Origin of the sequence: Actinoplanes teichomyceticus ATCC 31121 (genome assembly GCF_003711105.1) — a bacterium.
Taxonomy (GTDB): Bacteria; Actinomycetota; Actinomycetes; order Mycobacteriales; family Micromonosporaceae; genus Actinoplanes; species Actinoplanes teichomyceticus.
Genome location: NZ_CP023865.1, coordinates 1,270,230 through 1,286,970 on the forward strand (window position 1 = coordinate 1,270,230; position 16,741 = coordinate 1,286,970).

The 16,741-nt window shown below is 71.7% G+C and carries 17 protein-coding genes; 8 read left to right on the forward strand and 9 right to left on the reverse strand.

The annotated features are described in order from the left end of the window. Positions 1-135: 135 nt before the first annotated feature. Positions 136-1,548 (reverse strand): alpha,alpha-trehalose-phosphate synthase (UDP-forming), encoded by a 1,413-nt coding sequence (locus ACTEI_RS05760; protein ID WP_122976695.1) that lies wholly within the window; start codon positions 1,546-1,548, stop codon positions 136-138. 114 nt (positions 1,549-1,662) lie between these two features. Between ACTEI_RS05760 and ACTEI_RS05765 the strand changes: the two genes are divergently transcribed. From ACTEI_RS05765 to ACTEI_RS05785, 5 genes are all read left to right on the forward strand, one after another. Continuing rightward, entirely contained in the window at positions 1,663-2,217 is a 555-nt protein-coding gene (locus ACTEI_RS05765) for a hypothetical protein (protein ID WP_239082564.1), read from the forward strand. Positions 2,218-2,313: 96 nt separating this feature from the next. Further along, on the forward strand, positions 2,314-3,990 hold the full coding sequence (ettA, locus tag ACTEI_RS05770; protein WP_122976697.1) for an energy-dependent translational throttle protein EttA: 1,677 nt from the start codon (positions 2,314-2,316) through the stop codon (positions 3,988-3,990). A gap of 57 nt (positions 3,991-4,047) precedes the next feature. Next, the gene (locus ACTEI_RS05775; RefSeq protein ID WP_122976698.1) at positions 4,048-4,413 is read left to right on the forward strand and encodes an acyl-CoA thioesterase; all 366 of its coding nucleotides are present in this window, start codon (positions 4,048-4,050) and stop codon (positions 4,411-4,413) included. Next, the gene (locus ACTEI_RS05780; RefSeq protein WP_187645978.1) at positions 4,413-5,069 is read left to right on the forward strand and encodes a DUF8185 domain-containing protein; all 657 of its coding nucleotides are present in this window, start codon (positions 4,413-4,415) and stop codon (positions 5,067-5,069) included. The genes ACTEI_RS05775 and ACTEI_RS05780 overlap by 1 nt, the downstream gene beginning before the upstream one ends. A 125-nt stretch (positions 5,070-5,194) precedes the next feature. Next, entirely contained in the window at positions 5,195-5,785 is a 591-nt protein-coding gene (locus ACTEI_RS05785; protein ID WP_122981937.1) for a type III secretion system chaperone family protein, read from the forward strand. A 170-nt stretch (positions 5,786-5,955) separates the two neighbouring features. On the opposite strand, the gene ACTEI_RS05790 is transcribed toward ACTEI_RS05785, so the two are convergent. The 4 genes from ACTEI_RS05790 to ACTEI_RS05805 form a co-directional block, all read right to left on the reverse strand. Next, the gene (locus tag ACTEI_RS05790; RefSeq protein WP_122976699.1) at positions 5,956-7,215 is read right to left on the reverse strand and encodes a WD40 repeat domain-containing protein; all 1,260 of its coding nucleotides are present in this window, start codon (positions 7,213-7,215) and stop codon (positions 5,956-5,958) included. A 63-nt stretch (positions 7,216-7,278) separates the two neighbouring features. After that, a complete protein-coding gene (locus ACTEI_RS05795) occupies positions 7,279-7,692 on the reverse strand; it encodes a globin (RefSeq protein WP_122976700.1) in 414 nt (137 codons plus the stop codon). A gap of 79 nt (positions 7,693-7,771) precedes the next feature. After that, positions 7,772-9,115, reverse strand: coding sequence for an MFS transporter (locus ACTEI_RS05800; RefSeq protein ID WP_239082563.1), 1,344 nt, complete (start codon positions 9,113-9,115; stop codon positions 7,772-7,774). Positions 9,116-9,380: 265 nt separating this feature from the next. After that, entirely contained in the window at positions 9,381-10,466 is a 1,086-nt protein-coding gene (locus ACTEI_RS05805; RefSeq protein ID WP_122976701.1) for a mechanosensitive ion channel family protein, read from the reverse strand. 190 nt (positions 10,467-10,656) lie between these two features. On the opposite strand from ACTEI_RS05805, the gene ACTEI_RS05810 reads away from it, so the two are divergent. Next, the gene (locus ACTEI_RS05810; protein ID WP_122976702.1) at positions 10,657-11,211 is read left to right on the forward strand and encodes an HNH endonuclease; all 555 of its coding nucleotides are present in this window, start codon (positions 10,657-10,659) and stop codon (positions 11,209-11,211) included. A 23-nt stretch (positions 11,212-11,234) separates the two neighbouring features. Here ACTEI_RS05810 and ACTEI_RS05815 read toward each other — a convergent pair whose 3' ends face one another. After that, positions 11,235-11,999, reverse strand: coding sequence for a class F sortase (locus ACTEI_RS05815; protein WP_239082562.1), 765 nt, complete (start codon positions 11,997-11,999; stop codon positions 11,235-11,237). Positions 12,000-12,048: 49 nt separating this feature from the next. Next, positions 12,049-12,558 (reverse strand): hypothetical protein, encoded by a 510-nt coding sequence (locus ACTEI_RS05820; protein ID WP_122976704.1) that lies wholly within the window; start codon positions 12,556-12,558, stop codon positions 12,049-12,051. A gap of 202 nt (positions 12,559-12,760) precedes the next feature. Between ACTEI_RS05820 and ctaJ the strand changes: the two genes are divergently transcribed. Both ctaJ and ACTEI_RS05830 read left to right on the forward strand, forming a co-directional pair. Continuing rightward, positions 12,761-13,051 (forward strand): aa3-type cytochrome oxidase subunit CtaJ, encoded by a 291-nt coding sequence (gene ctaJ / locus ACTEI_RS05825; protein WP_122976705.1) that lies wholly within the window; start codon positions 12,761-12,763, stop codon positions 13,049-13,051. Further along, positions 13,038-13,427 carry a DUF5130 family protein gene (locus ACTEI_RS05830; protein WP_122976706.1) on the forward strand — a complete coding sequence of 130 codons (390 nt, stop codon included), beginning with the start codon at positions 13,038-13,040 and terminating at the stop codon, positions 13,425-13,427. The genes ctaJ and ACTEI_RS05830 overlap by 14 nt, the downstream gene beginning before the upstream one ends. 8 nt (positions 13,428-13,435) lie before the next feature. On the opposite strand, the gene ACTEI_RS05835 is transcribed toward ACTEI_RS05830, so the two are convergent. Then, positions 13,436-14,029, reverse strand: a complete 594-nt coding sequence (locus ACTEI_RS05835; protein WP_122976707.1) for a Uma2 family endonuclease — start codon at positions 14,027-14,029, stop codon at positions 13,436-13,438. A 148-nt stretch (positions 14,030-14,177) separates the two neighbouring features. After that, entirely contained in the window at positions 14,178-16,736 is a 2,559-nt protein-coding gene (gene pepN, locus ACTEI_RS05840) for an aminopeptidase N (RefSeq protein ID WP_122981939.1), read from the reverse strand. Positions 16,737-16,741: the final 5 nt, after the last annotated feature.

The following is a 16,741-nucleotide window of genomic DNA, read 5'->3' on the forward strand; positions in this document are numbered from 1 at the left end:
CCACGGCCCGCGGTGGCCGCGGCCTCGCGCGGGCGAGGCCGGGGCCCGGCCGGTGGCCTGCGGGCGGGACGCGACAGGTCGTACCGGAAAGCGTCGGCGCCGGGCCGAGCGGCCCGGCGCCGACGGACGGCGCGGTCAGGCGTCGGCGGGCTTCTCGGTGTCGTCGACGCCGAGCTCGTCGAGGAACGTGCGGGCCCACCGGGCGACGTCGTGGGTGCGCAGGTGCCGCTGCATCACCCGCATCCGACGCTTGAGCTCGGCCGGCTCGGCGCTGATCGCGCGCAGCAGCGCGTCCTTGACACCGTCCGGGTCGTGCGGGTTGCACAGGAAGGACTGCCGCAGCTCGGTGGCGGCGCCGGCGAACTCGCTGAGCACCAGCGCGCCCCCGGTGTCGCCGCGGCAGGCGATGTACTCCTTGGCGACCAGGTTCATCCCGTCCCGCAGCGGGGTCACCATCATCACGTCGGCGGCCGCGTACATCGCGGCCAGTTCCGGCTTGCTGACCGACTGGTGCAGGTAGTGCACGGCCGGGGTGCCGATGGTGCCGAACTCGCCGTTGATCCGGCCGACCTCGCGTTCCACCTTGACCCGCAGCGTCTGGTAGTGCTCGACCCGCTCCCGGCTGGGCGTGGCGACCTGCACCATCACCGCGTCGCCGACGGTCAGTTTCCCGTCGGCCAGCAGCTCGCGGAACGCCTTCAGGCGCAACTCGATGCCCTTGGTGTAGTCCAGCCGGTCGACGCCGAGGATGATCGTCTTCGGGTCGCCCAGCTCGGCCCGGATCTGCTTGGCGCGGGCCTGCACCGCCGGGTCGGCGGCCAGCCGCTCCATCTCCCGGGTGTCGATGCTGATCGGGAACGCGCCGGCCTTCACCTTGCGCCCGTCCACCTGGATGGACTGGCCCTCGTAGCGCAGGCCGAGCAGGTGCCGGGCCAGCCGGACGAAGTTCTGCGCGGCCAGCCGCTGCTGGAAGCCGACCAGGTCGGCGCCGAGCAGGCCGCGCAGGACCTCGGCCCGGAACGGCATCTGCATGAAGAGCTCGATCGGCGGGAACGGGATGTGCAGGAAGAAGCCGATGCGCAGGTCCGGGCGCATCTCGCGGAGCATCGCGGGCACCAGTTGCAGCTGGTAGTCCTGCACCCAGACGGTGGCGCCCTCGGCCGCCACGTCCGCCGCCGCCTCGGCGAACCGCTGGTTGACGACGCGGTAGGAGTCGCGCCAGCGCCGCTTGTAGACCGGGGTCTCCACGGCGTCGTGGTACAGCGGCCAGATCGTCGCGTTCGACTGGCCCTCGTAGTAGCGTTCCAGTTCGTCGGCGCTCAGCGGCACCGGGTAGATGTTTATGCCTTCGAGTTCGAACGGATCGGGGGCGTCACCGGCTCCGCCGGCCCATCCGATCCAGGTGCCGCGGTGCTCGGTGAGCACCGGATGCAGTGCCGTGACCAGGCCACCGGGGCTGGGTCGCCACTGACGCTCCCCGCTGGGCAGGGTCACCTCGTCCACGGGCAGACGGTTGGCGACGACGACGAAGGAACTTCGCTGGGCCACGCTGAGTACACCTCCGGGTGGTTTCTGTTCCCAAGCCGAGCCTACTGTGCGTAGCCAGCTCGGGTCGTACCCACTCTGGTCGTGCGGTTGTGAGCGGAGTGCCATCCTGTGCCGGTGACACCCCTCGATGATCATTCCCAGCAGCGGCGTCCGTTGTTCTTTCCTGTGGTGATCGCCACGGTGCTGCTCACCATTATCGGGATGCTCGGCGGGTATCTGCTCGGCGAGCGACGGAATCGGCACCCCTCGGCGTCGTCGTCCGCATCCGTGCCGGCGTGGGCCGCGCCGCAGCCGGGGGCCTCGTCGGCGCCGCCGCTGCTGCCCACCGACGGCGACTGCCCGCCGCAGACGCAGAAGATGGGTCGGCTCAACGGCGCGTACGGCGCGCTGGGCCGGGTGCTGCGGGTGACCACGAGCCGCCGGACGGTGGTCTGGATCTGCCAGGACGGCCTGGGCAACCTCTACTACCACGCGAACAAGGGCGGCGCGGACGCCGAGTGGGTGGAGTACCGGACCGCGCTGTTCCTCACCGGCGTGCGGCAGGAGCCGGACGGGAGCTTCTCGGCCACCGCCGCGTGGGACGGCACCGCCTTCTCGGTCAACCGCGAGCGCGTGTTGATCACGAAGCCGGGCGGCGAGCCGGAGGAGCAGAAGGTGGTCCCGGACTGACCGCCGGGGTTGGCGTTGGTGGTGCTGGTGGGACCTGGAAAGATTGTCCTTTGATCCCGGCACCGAAAATCCACGATCTCGGAGGTAGGGCACACCGTGGCCCAGTACATCTACGTCCTGGAAAAGGCGCGCAAGGCGCACGGCGACAAGGTCGTGCTCGACAACGTGACGCTGAGCTTCCTGCCAGGCGCCAAGATCGGTGTCGTCGGCCCGAACGGCGCCGGTAAGTCCAGCCTGCTCAAGATCATGGCGGGGCTCGACACGCCGAGCAACGGCGAGGCCCGGCTGATGCCCGGCTACACCGTCGGCATGCTCGCGCAGGAGCCGCCGCTCAACGACGCGAAGACGGTCCTCGGCAACATCGAGGAGGCGGTCGCGGAGACCAAGGCCAAGCTGGAGCGGTTCAACAAGATCGCCGAGCAGATGGCGACCGACTACTCCGACGAGCTGATGGAGGAGATGGGCAAGCTCCAGGAGGAGCTCGACCACGCCGACGCGTGGGACATCGACTCCCAGCTGGAGCTGGCGATGGACGCGCTGCGCTGCCCGCCGCCGGACGCCGACGTCACCCAGCTCTCCGGTGGTGAGCGCCGCCGGGTCGCGCTGTGCAAGCTGCTGCTGGAGGCGCCCGACCTGCTGCTGCTCGACGAGCCCACCAACCACCTGGACGCGGAGAGCGTGCAGTGGCTGGAGCAGCACCTGGCGAAGTACGCGGGCACCGTCCTGGCGATCACCCACGACCGGTACTTCCTGGACAACGTGGCCGGCTGGATCCTCGAGCTCGACCGTGGCCGGGCGATCGGCTACGAGGGCAACTACTCGACCTACCTGGACAAGAAGGCGCAGCGTCTGGCGGTCGAGGGCCGCAAGGACGCCAAGCTCAAGAAGCGCCTCACCGAGGAGCTGGAGTGGGTCCGCTCCAACGCCAAGGCCCGCCAGACCAAGTCCAAGGCGCGCCTGGAGCGCTACGAGGAGATGGCGAGCGAGGCGGACAAGACCCGCAAGCTGGACTTCGAGGAGATCCAGATCCCGCCGGGCCCGCGTCTGGGCAACACCGTCATCGAGGTCAACGACCTGGTCAAGGGCTTCGACGAGCGTACGCTGATCGACCACCTGTCGTTCTCGCTGCCGCGCAACGGCATCGTCGGCATCATCGGCCCGAACGGCGTCGGCAAGACCACCCTGTTCAAGACCATCGTCGGGCTGGAGCAGCCGGACTCCGGCTCGGTGCGGATCGGCGAGACGGTCAAGCTGTCGTACGTCGACCAGAACCGGGCCGGCCTCGACGGCGACAAGACGGTCTGGGAGGTCGTCTCCGACGGCCTGGACCACCTGGTGGTCGGCAAGGTCGAGATGCCGTCCCGGGCGTACGTCGCGGCCTTCGGGTTCAAGGGCCCGGACCAGCAGAAGCCGGTCAAGGTGCTGTCCGGTGGTGAGCGCAACCGCCTGAACCTGGCGCTGACGCTCAAGATCGGCGGCAACGTGATCCTGCTCGACGAGCCGACCAACGACCTGGACGTGGAGACCCTCTCCAGCCTGGAGAACGCGCTGCTGGAGTTCCCCGGCTGCGCCGTGGTCATCTCCCACGACCGGATGTTCCTGGACCGGGTGGCCACCCACATGCTCGCGTGGGAGGGCACCGAGGAGGACCCGGACCGGTGGTTCTGGTTCGAGGGCAACTTCGAGGCGTACGAGAAGAACAAGGTCGACCGCCTCGGCGCGGACGCGGCCCGGCCGCACCGGGTCACCTACCGCAAGCTGACCCGAGACTGATCCGGTGTGACTGAAACCCATCGGTTCGTCTACGACGTGCCCGTGCGCTGGTCCGACATGGACGCGTACGGGCACGTCAACAACGCGCGTTTCCTCACCCTCTACGAGGAGGCGCGGGTGGCGATGTTCTTCGTGGGCGCGCGCAAGCACGGCCTCGGTTCGTTCGAGGAGGGCATCGTGATCGCCCGCCACGAGATCGACTATCTGCGCCCGGTGGCCTTCGGCGAGCCGGTGCGGATCGAGATGTGGATCTCCGAGCTGCGGACGGCGGCGTTCACCGTGTCGTACGAGCTGTTCGACGACGGGGTGCTGGCCAGCCGGGCGAGATCGGTGTGTGTGCCGTACCACCTGGCGGCGGGTCATCCGCGGCGGTTGTCGGCGGAGGAACGGGCGTTCCTGAAGCCGTACTCCGGGGTGGCCTGATGTCGCACGGCCTGCTCGGCGTCCCGGATGCCGGCGCGTTCCTGGCCCGGCTGACCCGGCTGGATCCGGCGGCGCCGGTCCGGCTGCGGTCGGCCGGCGGCCGGACCACGCTCTGGGCCCAGCTGCCGTGGGGCGTGCTGGTCACCCGGGAGGTGGCCGGTCCGGGCCCGGGTGACGCCACGGTCTCGGCCGCCGCGCTGCTCGACGTGCTCGCCTCCGGTGGCGAGGAGCTGCCGGAGCGGCGCGACACGCAGTGGCGCTGGCCGCTGCCGCCGGCCGCCAGTCAGGCGATCGAGTCGGTGTCCGGCGCCGAGCTGTCCCGGCTGGCCGCCGCGGCCGCCGGGACGCTGCGGGAGATCGCCGCGGGCGGGATGTCCGGCCGGGCGGTGGGGCAGCGGGCGGTCCGCGACGCGCTGCTCGATCACGTCGCACTGGTCGTCACCCCGGAGCGTGGCGAGCCGGTGCGGGTCTCCCAGCGGCTCGTGCAGGCGGTCGCCCGGATGGGCTTCCTGGGTCCCCGGGACGGGGGACCGGTGCAGGCGCGGGTCCGCACCGCGGGTGGCTGGGTGGGAATTTCAGCACCATATGGAGTCGCGTGGCGACAGAGCGCCCACAATTTGACCGTTTTGACGAGGTCAAGTCACCCGAACGGGTGAGGCCACATCGTCCTTCCGGTTTCGCCCTCCCGTTGGGGGGATGACCTTCAGGAGTGGTCCGGGTACCGTCGGCCCTCGGATCCACTGCTACGTCCGGCGGTGGGTCTGTTGGGGAGGTGCACACGATGCCGTGGTGGTCATGGCGTCCGGGATCGGCCGCGGGTGACGAGCCGGATGCCGGTGGTGAGGTTGCGGTGCAGAGCACGGTTCGCGTCGGCGTTCCGGCCCAGCGCGAACCAGCCCGGCCCGGACCCTCGCCGGCTCCGTCCGAACTGTCCACGACCGGATCCTCCGATCTGGTCGAGCCGGTGTCGCTGACCCGCATCGGCAAGGCGCTCGACCTGCTCGACATCCGGTTCCTCGCCGACGGCGGGGGCAGCCTGCTGGCCATGTGGGAGCGGCACGCCGTGCTGTTCACCCTGGAGGGTCCCGATGACGAGATCCTGGTGATGCGGGCGCGTCCGCACGCGACGGTCCCGCCGGACTGGGCGGACCGGGCCTACCGCGTGGTCAACGAGTGGAACCACACGCGACGTTTCTGCAAGGCCTACGTGGGCGACCCGACCGAGCGCGGCCAGCTCCCCATCTACGCGGAGCTGCAGGTGCCGCTGGCGGCCGGGACCCACGATCCGCTCCTGGTCGAGCTGCTCGACTGCGGCGCCGCCGTGGCCACCTCGTTCGTCGACTGGCTCCACGACGAGGGCGCCCTGCTCTGACCCGCCGACCCACTCCGTAGCGTCGGCCCGCGCCGGCACGGTGATCCCGGCGAGCTTGCGTCCCCCGCGATACGCGACCGATGACGGGAGGCCCGGTTCCACCCGCGGTGTTCGCGGGCGGGGAACCGGGCCTCCCGTCATCGGTCACCCGGCGAATCGGCGCGGCCAAGCTAGATCGGGAACATCCCGATCCGCCCGTGGTACTCCTTGCCCAGCTCGTCGGTGTCCGAGCCGACCAGCAGCCCCTCCGGGACGGTCAGGAAGGCCCGCACCCCGACCCCTCGGGAACGGGTCGGGTTCCACTCCAGCGCCCTACCGGTGGCCGGGTCGACCGCGCCGATGCCCGGGCGGGAGACCGCTCCCGGGCCCGGCCCGTTGCCGTCGGTGCCGAACGGGTTGTCGAACCATCGCTGGTGCCCGCCGAGGTAGACGGCCGGGCCGGTGATCGCCACCGCGTACAGCGAGTCCCCGCCGGTGCGCTGCACCCAGGTGGGGTGCTGCTGCCCGGACCGGTTCGCCTCGAACCGGGCCGCCGAGTCGCACAGTTTCTGCGCCGACGAGGCCCGCCCGGTCGCGGCGACGACGAAGTACGCCCCGTCCGGGGAGAACTTGACCTGCCGCAGGTAGGTGTCGAAGCCCTTCATGCACTGCGGCTTGTAGTCGTCGGTGTACCACCCGGTCAGTTGCGCGGACGCGCCGCCGACGTCGAAGACCGCGATCTGGGTCCGGTCCGCGCCGCCGGATCTGAGGAACGCCCCGACCGCGACCAGTTTGCTCCCGTCCGAGGTGACGTCGAAATGCTCCACCCGGGTCCGCTTCAGCCCGGGCCCGCTCAGGTGCGCGTCGAAACCCGGGTCGACGGTGCCGGTCACGGCGTCCATCCGGGCCAGTCCGACCCGGGCGACCCCGTTGATCGAGGAGAACGTGCCGGCGGCGTAGAGGCGGCTGCCGCGGGTGACCAGGGCCCGCACGTCACCCCAGTTCACCTTCGCCCGGAACGAGGTGTCCCGGTTGCCGCTGCTGAGCCAGAGCCGGGCCAGGCCACGCGAGGCGGCGCCGTTCACCGTCTTGAACGCGCCGCCGACGTAGACCGTGGTGCCGTCGGGGCCGGGCGCGAGCGAGTAGACCGCGCCGTCCACCGCCGGGGCGAACGACCGGATCGTGCCGTCGTACCGGTCGTACGCGAAGATGTTCTTCCGGTTCAGGGTCTGGCGCCGGCCGCTGTCCTCGACCTTGGTGAACGCGCCCCCCACGATGACCGTGTCGCCGACCACGGCGAGCGCCCACACCGTGCCGTCCAGCACGTGCGGCGTCCAGTCCACCGGATCGGTGGAGACGATGCCGGACTGCGCGATGTCGGCCAGCGCCGGCGGGGAGCCGCCCAGGGCGGTGAGGAGGACGGTGGCGACGGCCAGCAGGCGACGACGCATGGGGCGGCTCCAGAATCGTGGTTCGACAATACGATCAACGAACCAGGAGCGCCCGCGTTGCTGTCAGTGCGCGGGCTCCGTGGGATCCATGGTGTTCACCAGGAAGTAGGCCGCTCGCTCCAGGTACTCCCAGAGCGCGGTGCGGTGCGGCCCGGGCAGGGCGAGCGAGTCGACCGCCGCGCGCATGTGGGTGAGCCAGGCGTCCCGTTCGGCCGGGCCGACCCGGAACGGGGCGTGACGCATCCGCAGCCGGGGATGGCCGCGGGTGGCCGAGTAGGTGTTGGGCCCGCCCCAGTACTGCATCAGGAACAGGGTCAGCCGGTCGGCCGCCGGCCCGAGGTCCTCCTCGGGATACATCGGCCGCAGCAGCGGGTCCCGCGCGACGCCCTCGTAGAACTTGTCGACGAGGCGGCGGAACGTGGGCTCGCCGCCGACGGCGGCGAAGAAGCTGGCCTCTTCCGGTACGGGTGCGGTCACCGTTCCATCCTGCCAGCCTTCCCCGGAACCGGCCGATACGCCGGTGGCCGCCGTGGTGTGACGCTCGGCGCTTCCGCGGTCAGGCGGCCGGGTGCTCGGCCGTGGTGGCGCTCGGCGCGGCCGGGGTGGCGTTCGGCTCGGCCGGGGTGTCCGGCGGTCCGGCCGGTTGCGCCGGGGCGGCCGACCCGGCGGCGCCCTGCTCGACGGCGGCCCGCTCCGCCTCGGTGAACCGCTCCCGGCTCGGCCACAGCGCGGCGACCGCGCCCATCGCCGCCGTGCCGGCCACGCTCCACAGGCCGACGACCAGCGGGATGCGGAAGTGGTCGGCCAGCGTGCCGGTGATCAGCACCGCGGCGAACTGGCTGGCCTGCATCCCGCTGGTCATCACGCCGAACGCCCGGGCCCGATGGGTGGGCGGCAGGACCAGCACGAACGTCGCGTTGAGCGTCGGTTGCAGGGCGCCCTGGGCCATCCCGGAGACGGCCACCAGCACCGCGACGACGGCCGCCGGCGGCGCCGCCAGGGTCGGGGTCAGCGCCAGCGGGGTGATCACGGCCAGCAGCGGGGTGAGCCGCCGGCGCCGGTCGACCGGCACCAGCCGGCTGAACAGCAGACCACCGGCAACGAACCCGAGCGGCCCGGCCGCCATGATCAGGCCCTGGTCGAGGCCCCGGGTGCCGCTGGCGGCTTCGGCCGCCCAGGACGCGGCCAGGCTCTCCGGTACGACGAAGAACGCGACCACGGCGAAGACCACCACGGCGATCGAGCGCAGCACCGGCTGCCCGAAGACCACCCGGAAGCCCTCGGCTGTCTCGCGCAGCAGGTGCCGGCGCTGCGCCGGGGCCACCGCGGCCGGGCGGGAGCGGACCCCGGTGGCGATCAGCAGCGCCGAGACGGCGAAGGTGGCCACGTCCATGCCGAGCGCGAGCCGCGGGTCCAGGCCGACCGCCACGGTCGCGCCGACGAGGTACCCGAAGACCATGGCGGCCTGGGCGGAGGTCGATCCCGTGGCGATCGCCAGGGTGAGCCGGTCCCGGCCGACCACCAGCGGCAGCAGCGCCGACCGTGCCGCCTGGGCGGGCGGGCTGCCGAGGCTGGCCAGCAGGACGGTCGTCAGGACCGCGGCCGGCGGCAGGCCGGGGATGAGCAGCAGCGCGGTCAGGACCATCCGGAACAGGTCGGCGACCACCATCACCCGGCGGTGCGGGTACCGGTCGCCGAGCGAGGCGAGCAGCGGGCCGGCCAGCATCCACGGCAGGTAGCCCACGGCGAAGGAGACCGCGGACAGCAGCACCGACCCGGTCTGCTGGTAGACGAGCACGGTGACGGCGGCGCGGGACAGGTAGTCGCCGATCCAGCTGATCACCATGGAGAGGTAGACCGCCCGGAACTCCCGGAGCGCGAAGAGACTGCGGAAAGTCACATTCGTGACACTCTCCGTAGTTGCACTGGCCGGTGCTGGTCCTTCCGGGTCGCTGGCCACGGGCCCCTCCATCGCTCTCGACGACCGCCGAGAGTCCGGCGACGGCCGCACCCGCCGCGGTGGCTCGATCGGCGCGTACGTGCCTATGCATGTGCAGAAGCTGCCCCGGATTCTGCCCGATCGTCCGAGGCGATGCTAGGGCGGTCAGCTCGAACTTTGGCCGTTCGGCGGAGGGTGTAACCGGGTCTTCTCGCGTATGCGCAGGTCAGGACGCCCCGTCCGGGCGCCGCTCAGTCATCGAAGAAGGGGAATTCTCTGGCGCGGTGTACCAGCCGGCCGGGGGTACGGCGGAGCGCGGCATCAGCCGGGACGCGGCGATCCGCTCGGACAGCCCGGACGTCTCCAGCGACTCGGTCAGCGCCCGGCGCAGCTCGCGCTGCACGGTCACCTGGCTGTCCGCGGTGGTCTTGGCGATCGTCCGGATCACCGCGCCGTCCACGGTGAGTTGCTCGACGCCGACCACGTCCGGCGGCTCGATGAACTCGGTCTGGTGCTCCGGGTGGTCGGCCACGGACCGGGCGGCCTCGGTCAGCACCGCGATGGCCTCCTCCGAGTTGACGAAGCCGATCGGGATGTCGATCACCACCATGGCCCAGCCCTGGCTCTTGTTGCCGACCCGGACGATCTCGCCGTTGCGGATGTACCAGAGCACCCCGCGGGCGTCGCGGACCGTGGTGATGCGCAGGCCGACGGTCTCCACCACACCGGTGGCCTCGCCGAGGTCGACCGTGTCGCCCACGCCGTACTGGTCCTCCAGCAGCATGAACAGGCCGGCGATCAGATCCTTGACCAGGCTCTGCGCGCCGAAACCGAGGGCCACGCCGACGATGCCCGCGCTGGCCAGCAGCGGCGCCAGGTCGAACCCGAACTCGCCGAGCACCAGCAGCGTGGCCATGGTGAAGACCACCGCGCTGACGAAGCTGCGCAGCACCGAGCCGATCGCCTCGGCGCGCTGGCGGCGGCGCTCCGGGATGAACTGGGCCTCCTCCGCGACGACGTCGGCCCGCTCCTTCAGCGGCTTGAGCAGCGCCGGCATCGCGGCCCGCGAGGTGCTCGCGGTCAGCCGGCTGATCGTGCGGTGCAGCAGCCAGCGGATCAGCATCGCGACCAGGACGATCATGATGACCCGCAGCGGCTTCACCACGAAGAGGTAGCTGCTCTTCGCGATCCACTCGCTCACACCCGCCTCCTTGGTCAGCCAGCTGCAGACGGCGTCCGCCCGGCAGGACTTGGTGAGGTCGATGTCGGGTACCGAGAAGGTCGGCGCGGGGGTCGGGTCAACGAGCAGCACGGGGAGTCAAGGTACCGGGTCCGGCCGGGTGAACGACGTCAGACGTTTACCGCCCAGCCACAGATTCTGCTCGCAATTTGGTCATCCATCAGGGACTATTGGCGCACAGGCTTCCTCGGCGAGGCCCAGATCACACACGGCTGAGCTACAGGAGCGGTTAGCGGCGACTGACACCGGAAGGGTGACTGCGATGCCTGACATACGACCTACAGTGGGCTCTTCCGCGTTGGTGCTGAACGCTACGTACGAGCCGCTGTGCGTCGTATCGGTGCGTCGAGCGACCATCCTCGTCCTCACCGCCAAGGCGGAGTGCGTGTCGGACGGTGACGGCATCCTGCACAGCGCGCATCAGCATCTTCCGGTCCCCTCGGTGGTCCGCCTCACCCGGTACGTGAAGGTGCCGTACCGCACGCACGTCGGCCTCTCCCGGCGGGCCGTGTTCGCCCGCGACGGTGGCCGCTGCGCCTACTGCCGGGGCTCCGCCGAGACCATCGACCACGTCTTCCCGCGCAGCCGGGGCGGTCTGCACGCCTGGGAGAACGTCGTCGCCGCCTGCGCCAAGTGCAACCACAGCAAGGGCGACAAGACGCCGGCCGAGCTCGGCTGGCGGCTGCACTCGACACCGCAGGCGCCGCGCGGGATCGCCTGGCGGGTGCTCGGGCACCGTACCCCCGACCCCCGTTGGATGGACTGGCTCGACCTGCCCGACAACCACGCCGCCGCGGCCCCCGCCGAGGCGGCGTAATCGTCTCCGCCGGCGACGGCCCCCTAGCGGGAGTCGACCAGGGAGGCGAAGACGACGATGTTGTCGGAGTAGCCCTGGTCGCCGCCGAGCCACTTGCCGCCGCAGGTCATCAGGCGTAACGACGGCCGGCTGTAGTCACCGTAGACACGGTGCACGGGCAGCCGGTCCTTGTCGTAGTGCTCCACCGAGGTGACCTCGAAGACCGCGACCGTGCCGTCCGCCCGGGACACCTCGATCCGCTGTTTCGGCTCCAGCCGGCTCAGGTCGTGGAAGACTGACGGCCCGGTACGCGTGTCCGCGTGCCCCACCAGCAGCGCCGGGCCGAACTGTCCCGGTGTCGGGCCGCCGTCGAACCAGCCCACCTCGTTGTGCCGTTGCAGCGGTGGCACGTCCACCGACCCGTCGCCGGCCAGTCCGACGTCCAGCACCGGCGCGTCGACCCGGATGTCCGGGATGGTCAGCCGCCGCGGCCGGCTCGGCTCCAGCACCGGGAAGGCGCGCGACGGCGGCGCGTCCGGGTCGCGGAACAGGCCGCCCGGGTCGAAGCCGGTGGCCACGCCGAGTCCCATCCCGACGCCGAACAGTCCGACGAAGAACAGCACCAGAGCGATCCAGCCGATCGGCCGGCCCCGGCGCAGGCTGCGCGCCGCCCTCGGGGTGGGGAGCCGGCGGCGCGGCCCGGGCACCCACGGCTTGCGGCCACGGATCCGCGGCGGGGGCGGCAGCGGCCCGGTGACCACGCCCGGCGGCGGGGCGCCGACCACCTCGGCCGGCTGCTTGCGTCGCACCGACTCGGGCATACGGGGCGGTTCCCCGGGCTTGTCGGTCATCGTGGCCTCAGCTCGGACGCCGTCGGCGGGCCGCCAGCAGGCCCAGCCCGGCGCCGACCGCCATCATCGCCAGCCCGCCACCGATCAGCAGCGACGCCGCCCGCCCCGGCGCCGTCCCGCCGCCTCCGGTGGCCGGTCCCCGAGCCGGTTCCACCCTGGCGAGCACGTGCATGGTCGCGCTCGCGGTCTTCCCGTCCGGGCAGCGCAGGGTGACCCGGTAGTCGCCGGCCCGGTGATCGGCCGGCACCCGCGCGGTCGCGGTCAGGAACCCGAACTCCGGCTCGACCGGCACCGATCCGATCGGCTCCGCGCCGACCGTGGCGGCCTTGAGGTTGTCGTCGCACGAGGCGCGCACCGACACCGCGTCCCCGGCGCGCACCGTACTGGGGTTGAGCTCGACGAACACGGCCGCGGCGGCCCGCGCCGCGGACGCCGGCGGCGGGAGCGGGGCGACGGCGCCGATGACGGCCAGAGCCGCGATCGACGCCGCGCGGGCGGCGGGGACGGTCAGGCGCATGGAATCCCCCTCCTGCCGTTCGCGGGCGGAAAGTGCGCGGACGGCGCGTGCAGGTGATTTTCGCATCGCGGCACACATTCCGCGTAGATCCCGACGGCGTGAGACCCCGGTTCGAGACCCGACGGTCCGGCACGACACGTGCTCCGCTACCGTGATTGATGTTCAGCATCAAGATGGATCACCGGCGCCTGGGGGCGTTCAGTTGTCTGTAATCACAACCGTTCTGGTCTATGTGATCATCCCGGCCGCGGTCATCGGCGTGGTGGCGGCGATCGTGTTCGCCAGCTCCGACAAGGCCAAGCCGGCCCGGCGCTACCGCCCGGGCCGACCCTACGAGTTCGCGCCGATGTGGTTCCTGGCCTCGCCCAGGCGGGCCGCCGCGGCGGACCACGGCCACGCGACGCCGGCGATCGAGCGCGGACTGGTCATCGAGGACAGTTCCGGCGCTCCGGTCCGGCCCGGCCCGACAGGAGGCGCAAGTGACAAGTGGTGAGCTGGTCGAGGTGGACCGCGAGGGTCCCTTCACGACCCGTCAGCTGCTGCGCCTGGACGAGGCGCTGCGGATCGCCGACCAGGCGACCGGCCTGACCTTCAGCATCTACCTCGGCGAGCTGGCGGAGCCGCTGCGCGAGTCGGCCGAGAAACTGCACAGCCAGATCGCCGACCCGCAGCGCGCGGTGCTCATCGCGGTCTCCCCGAACCAGCGCCGGCTGGAGATCGTCACGGGCGACGAGGCCCGCCGGCGCATCACCGACCGGGACGCGAAGCTGGCGGCCTTCGGCATGGCCGGCTCGTTCGCCGGCGGCGACCTGATCGGCGGCCTGATGATCGGCCTCGACCAGCTCGCCACGCACGCCGGCCGCGCCTGAGCCGCCGGTCAGCGGACCGAGCCGCCGGCCGCTGAGCGGCCGGGTCGCCAGGTCTCCGGAGCCACCCGAACCGGGTACGGGGCGTCGAGCTTCACCCGCTCGGCGCCCGTCACCCGCCGGACATGCTCGTACGCCGAGCCGTCCAGCGTGTAGACCTGCAGCGTCCCCGCGGACTCCACCCGCCAGTAGGCGGGGATGCCGCCCGCCGCGTACACCACCGGCTTGAGCAGCCGGTCGTACCGCCGCGTCTCGGCCGACTCCACCTCGACCACCAGGGCCACGTCGGCCGGGTCCACCCAGCAGACGCCGCCGGCCGATCCGGGCCGCAGCACGGTGACGTCCGGGACCAGGCTGCTCGTGTCGAGCTCGACGCCCAGCCGGCCGCACACCCACCAGTCCGGCGGCGCGGCCGCACGCAGCGTGGTGATCACCGCCTCGACCACGGGGTCGTGCGCGGCGTCCACCGGCGGGGCGACGTGCAGACAGCCGTCGACGATCTCGTACCGGTGGCCGTCCTGGGGGAACAGGTGCAGGTCGGGTTCGGTCCAGCGGCCCTGCGGCGCGCTCCAGCGCACCGGCGCACCGTCGTCGCGCCTCGTCACGGGCCACCTCCAACGCCGTGGGGTGCCAGACTACTCACTCTGCGTCGTCGCCGGTGGCTTCCGCGGCGGCAAGTAACCCATGCGGCAATCCACGGAAAACGGCCCCGCCCGGGTGACCGGGCGGGGCCGTTCGTCGTACCGGCGGAGGTCAGCTCGCCGAGCGGTCCCTGGCCCGCGCCTTCAACGCCCGCAGCACGCCGTCGCGGCCCTCGGCGACCAGCCGGCGCAGCGACGCCGGGTGCCCGTCCTGGGCCAGCCACGCGTCGGTGAGCGCGACCGTCTCCTCGCTGATCTGCAGCGTCGGGTAGGCCAGAGTGGCGAACTCCTGCGCCGGCTCGCTGTCCGAGCGGGCCCACACGTCACCCACCACCGCGAAGAACTTCTCCGCGTACGGCGCGGTCAGGGCCACCTGGCGGGTGCTCTGGAACCCCTGCAGCAGCGACCGGTTGAGCCAGTTCGGCGGGGTCCGCGGGCCGGTCAGCTCGGCCCACACCCGGGCCTTGTTCTCCGGCGTGGGCAGCAGCGCGCGGGCGATCGCCGCCTCCCGCTCGCCGCTGGCCGTCTTGTCCCCGGCCAGCTCCGCCTCGATCTCCGGCTCGCCGGCCGCGCCGAGGGCCGCCAGCGCCTGCAGCAGCGACCAGCGCAGCTCGGTGTCGACCACCAGACCCTCGGGCTTCGCCTCGCCGTCGAGCCAGCCACGCAGCACCGCCGCCTGCTCCTCGGTGCGGGCCGCGGTGATGTACGCCCGCGCCCAGGTCAGCTGCCAGCCGCTGCCCGGCTCGGCGACGGCCAGCTGCCGCTGCGCCAGCTCGGCCAGCATCGCCCAGCCGCTCGGCGCCCACTGCGGGTCGGCGAAGCTGGCCAGCGCGCTGGCCGCCTGCCGCAGCGTGGCGGTGGTCAGGTTGATGTCGGTCTCGGCCGGCAGGCCCGAGCAGACCAGCTCCACGTAGTCGCGGGCGGCCAGCTCGGCGTCGCGCAGCATGTCCCAGGCCGCGGCCCAGCACAGCGCCCGTGGCAGCGCGGAGTCGAAGCCCGCGATGTGCTTGACCAGCACGCCCATCGAGCGCTCGTCCAGGCGCAGCTTCGCGTACGTCAGGTCGTCGTCGTTGAGCAGCAGCACGTCCGGCGCCGGCACCCCGGTCAGCGCCGGGATCTCGGTGTGCTCCCCGGCCACGTCCACCTCGAGCAGATCCCGCCGCACCAGCCGGTCGCCGTCCAGGTCGTAGAGGCCGATGCCGATCCGGTGGGTGCGCAGCGTCGGGTACCCGGCCGGCGCCTCCTGCCGCACCGCCACGCTGGTGTAGCGGCCCTGGTCGTCCAGTTCGACCACCGGGCGCAGCGTGTTGACCTGCGCGGTCTCCAGCCACTGCGCGGCGAACTTGCGCAGTTCCCGGCCGGACGCCGTCTCCAGCTCGGTGAGCAGGTCGTCGAAGGTGGCGTTGCCCCAGGCGTGCTTGGCGAAGTACGCCCGCAGGCCGGTCCGGAACGCGTCCAGCCCGACGTACGCGACCAGCTGCTTGATCACGCTGGCGCCCTTGGCGTACGTGATCCCGTCGAAGTTGACCTCGACCGCCTCCAGGTCCGGCATCTCGCAGTAGACCGGGTGGGTGGAGGACAGCTGGTCCTGCCGGTAACCCCAGGCCTTACGGATGGACAGGAAGGTCGACCAGGCGTCGGTGAAGCGGGTGGCGTGCGTGTTGCACCAGTGGCTGGCCCACTCGGCGAACGACTCGTTCAGCCACAGGTCGTTCCACCAGCGCATGGTGACCAGGTCGCCGAACCACATGTGGGCGAGCTCGTGCAGGATCGTGTTGGCGCGCTGCTCGTACTCGTAGTCGGTGACCTGCGAACGGAACAGGTAGTGCGCCTCGGCGTGCGTCACGCAGCCGAAGTTCTCCATCGCGCCGGCGTTGAAGTCCGGCACCCACAGCTGGTCGTACTTCGGCAGCGGGTAGCGCACCCCGAACTGCTCGTGGAAGAAGTCGAAGCCCTGCTTGGTGATCAGGAACAGGTCGTCGGCGTCCAGGTAGCGGGCCATCGAGGCGCGGCAGAACACGCCGAGCTCGATGCCGTCGTGCGAGTCGCGGACCTCGTGGTACGGCCCGGCGCAGATCGCCGTGATGTACGTGCTCATCCGCGGCGAGGTGGCGAAGTGCACCGTGCGCGCGCCCGTCCCGGCCGGCTCCTCCCGCTCGACCGGCATGTTCGAGACCACCTTCCAGTGGTTCGGCGCGGTCGCGTGCCAGGTGAAGACGCTCTTGAGGTCGGGCTGGTCGAAACACGCGTACACCCGCTGGGCGTCCGCGGTCTCGAACTGGCTGTACAGGTAGATCTCCTGGTCCACCGGGTCCAGGCTGCGCTGCAGGCCCTGGCCGCTGGCCGAGTACGCGAAGTCGCCCTCCACCAGCAGGACATTGGTCGCGGCCAGACCGGTCAGCCAGAGTCCTTTCTCCGCCGACCAGGCGCTGAGGTCCAGCGGCTCGCCGTTGAGGGTGGCGCGGTGCAGCTTGACCGCCGCCGCTTCGACGAACGTCTCGGCGCCGGGCTCGGCGCACTCAAACGAAATGATCGTGGTGGAACGGAAGGTGTCGGATCCGGGGCTGCCGTTTCCGTCGGTCAGGTCGAGGGTGATGTCGTACCCGGTCACCTCGAGCAATCGACTCCGCTCCGCAGCCTCGACCTGGGTCAGGTTGTGAACACCGGCCACGTGCA

Coding starts and splice junctions, on each gene's coding strand:
- ACTEI_RS05775 (WP_122976698.1), top strand. CDS start 4,048: ATGGACGCGTACGGGCACGTCAACAACGCGCGTTTCCTCACCCTCTAC.
- ACTEI_RS05780 (WP_187645978.1), top strand. CDS start 4,413: ATGTCGCACGGCCTGCTCGGCGTCCCGGATGCCGGCGCGTTCCTGGCC.
- ACTEI_RS05785 (WP_122981937.1), top strand. CDS start 5,195: ATGCCGTGGTGGTCATGGCGTCCGGGATCGGCCGCGGGTGACGAGCCG.
- ACTEI_RS05790 (WP_122976699.1), bottom strand. CDS start 7,215: ATGCGTCGTCGCCTGCTGGCCGTCGCCACCGTCCTCCTCACCGCCCTG.
- ACTEI_RS05810 (WP_122976702.1), top strand. CDS start 10,657: ATGCCTGACATACGACCTACAGTGGGCTCTTCCGCGTTGGTGCTGAAC.
- ACTEI_RS05820 (WP_122976704.1), bottom strand. CDS start 12,558: ATGCGCCTGACCGTCCCCGCCGCCCGCGCGGCGTCGATCGCGGCTCTG.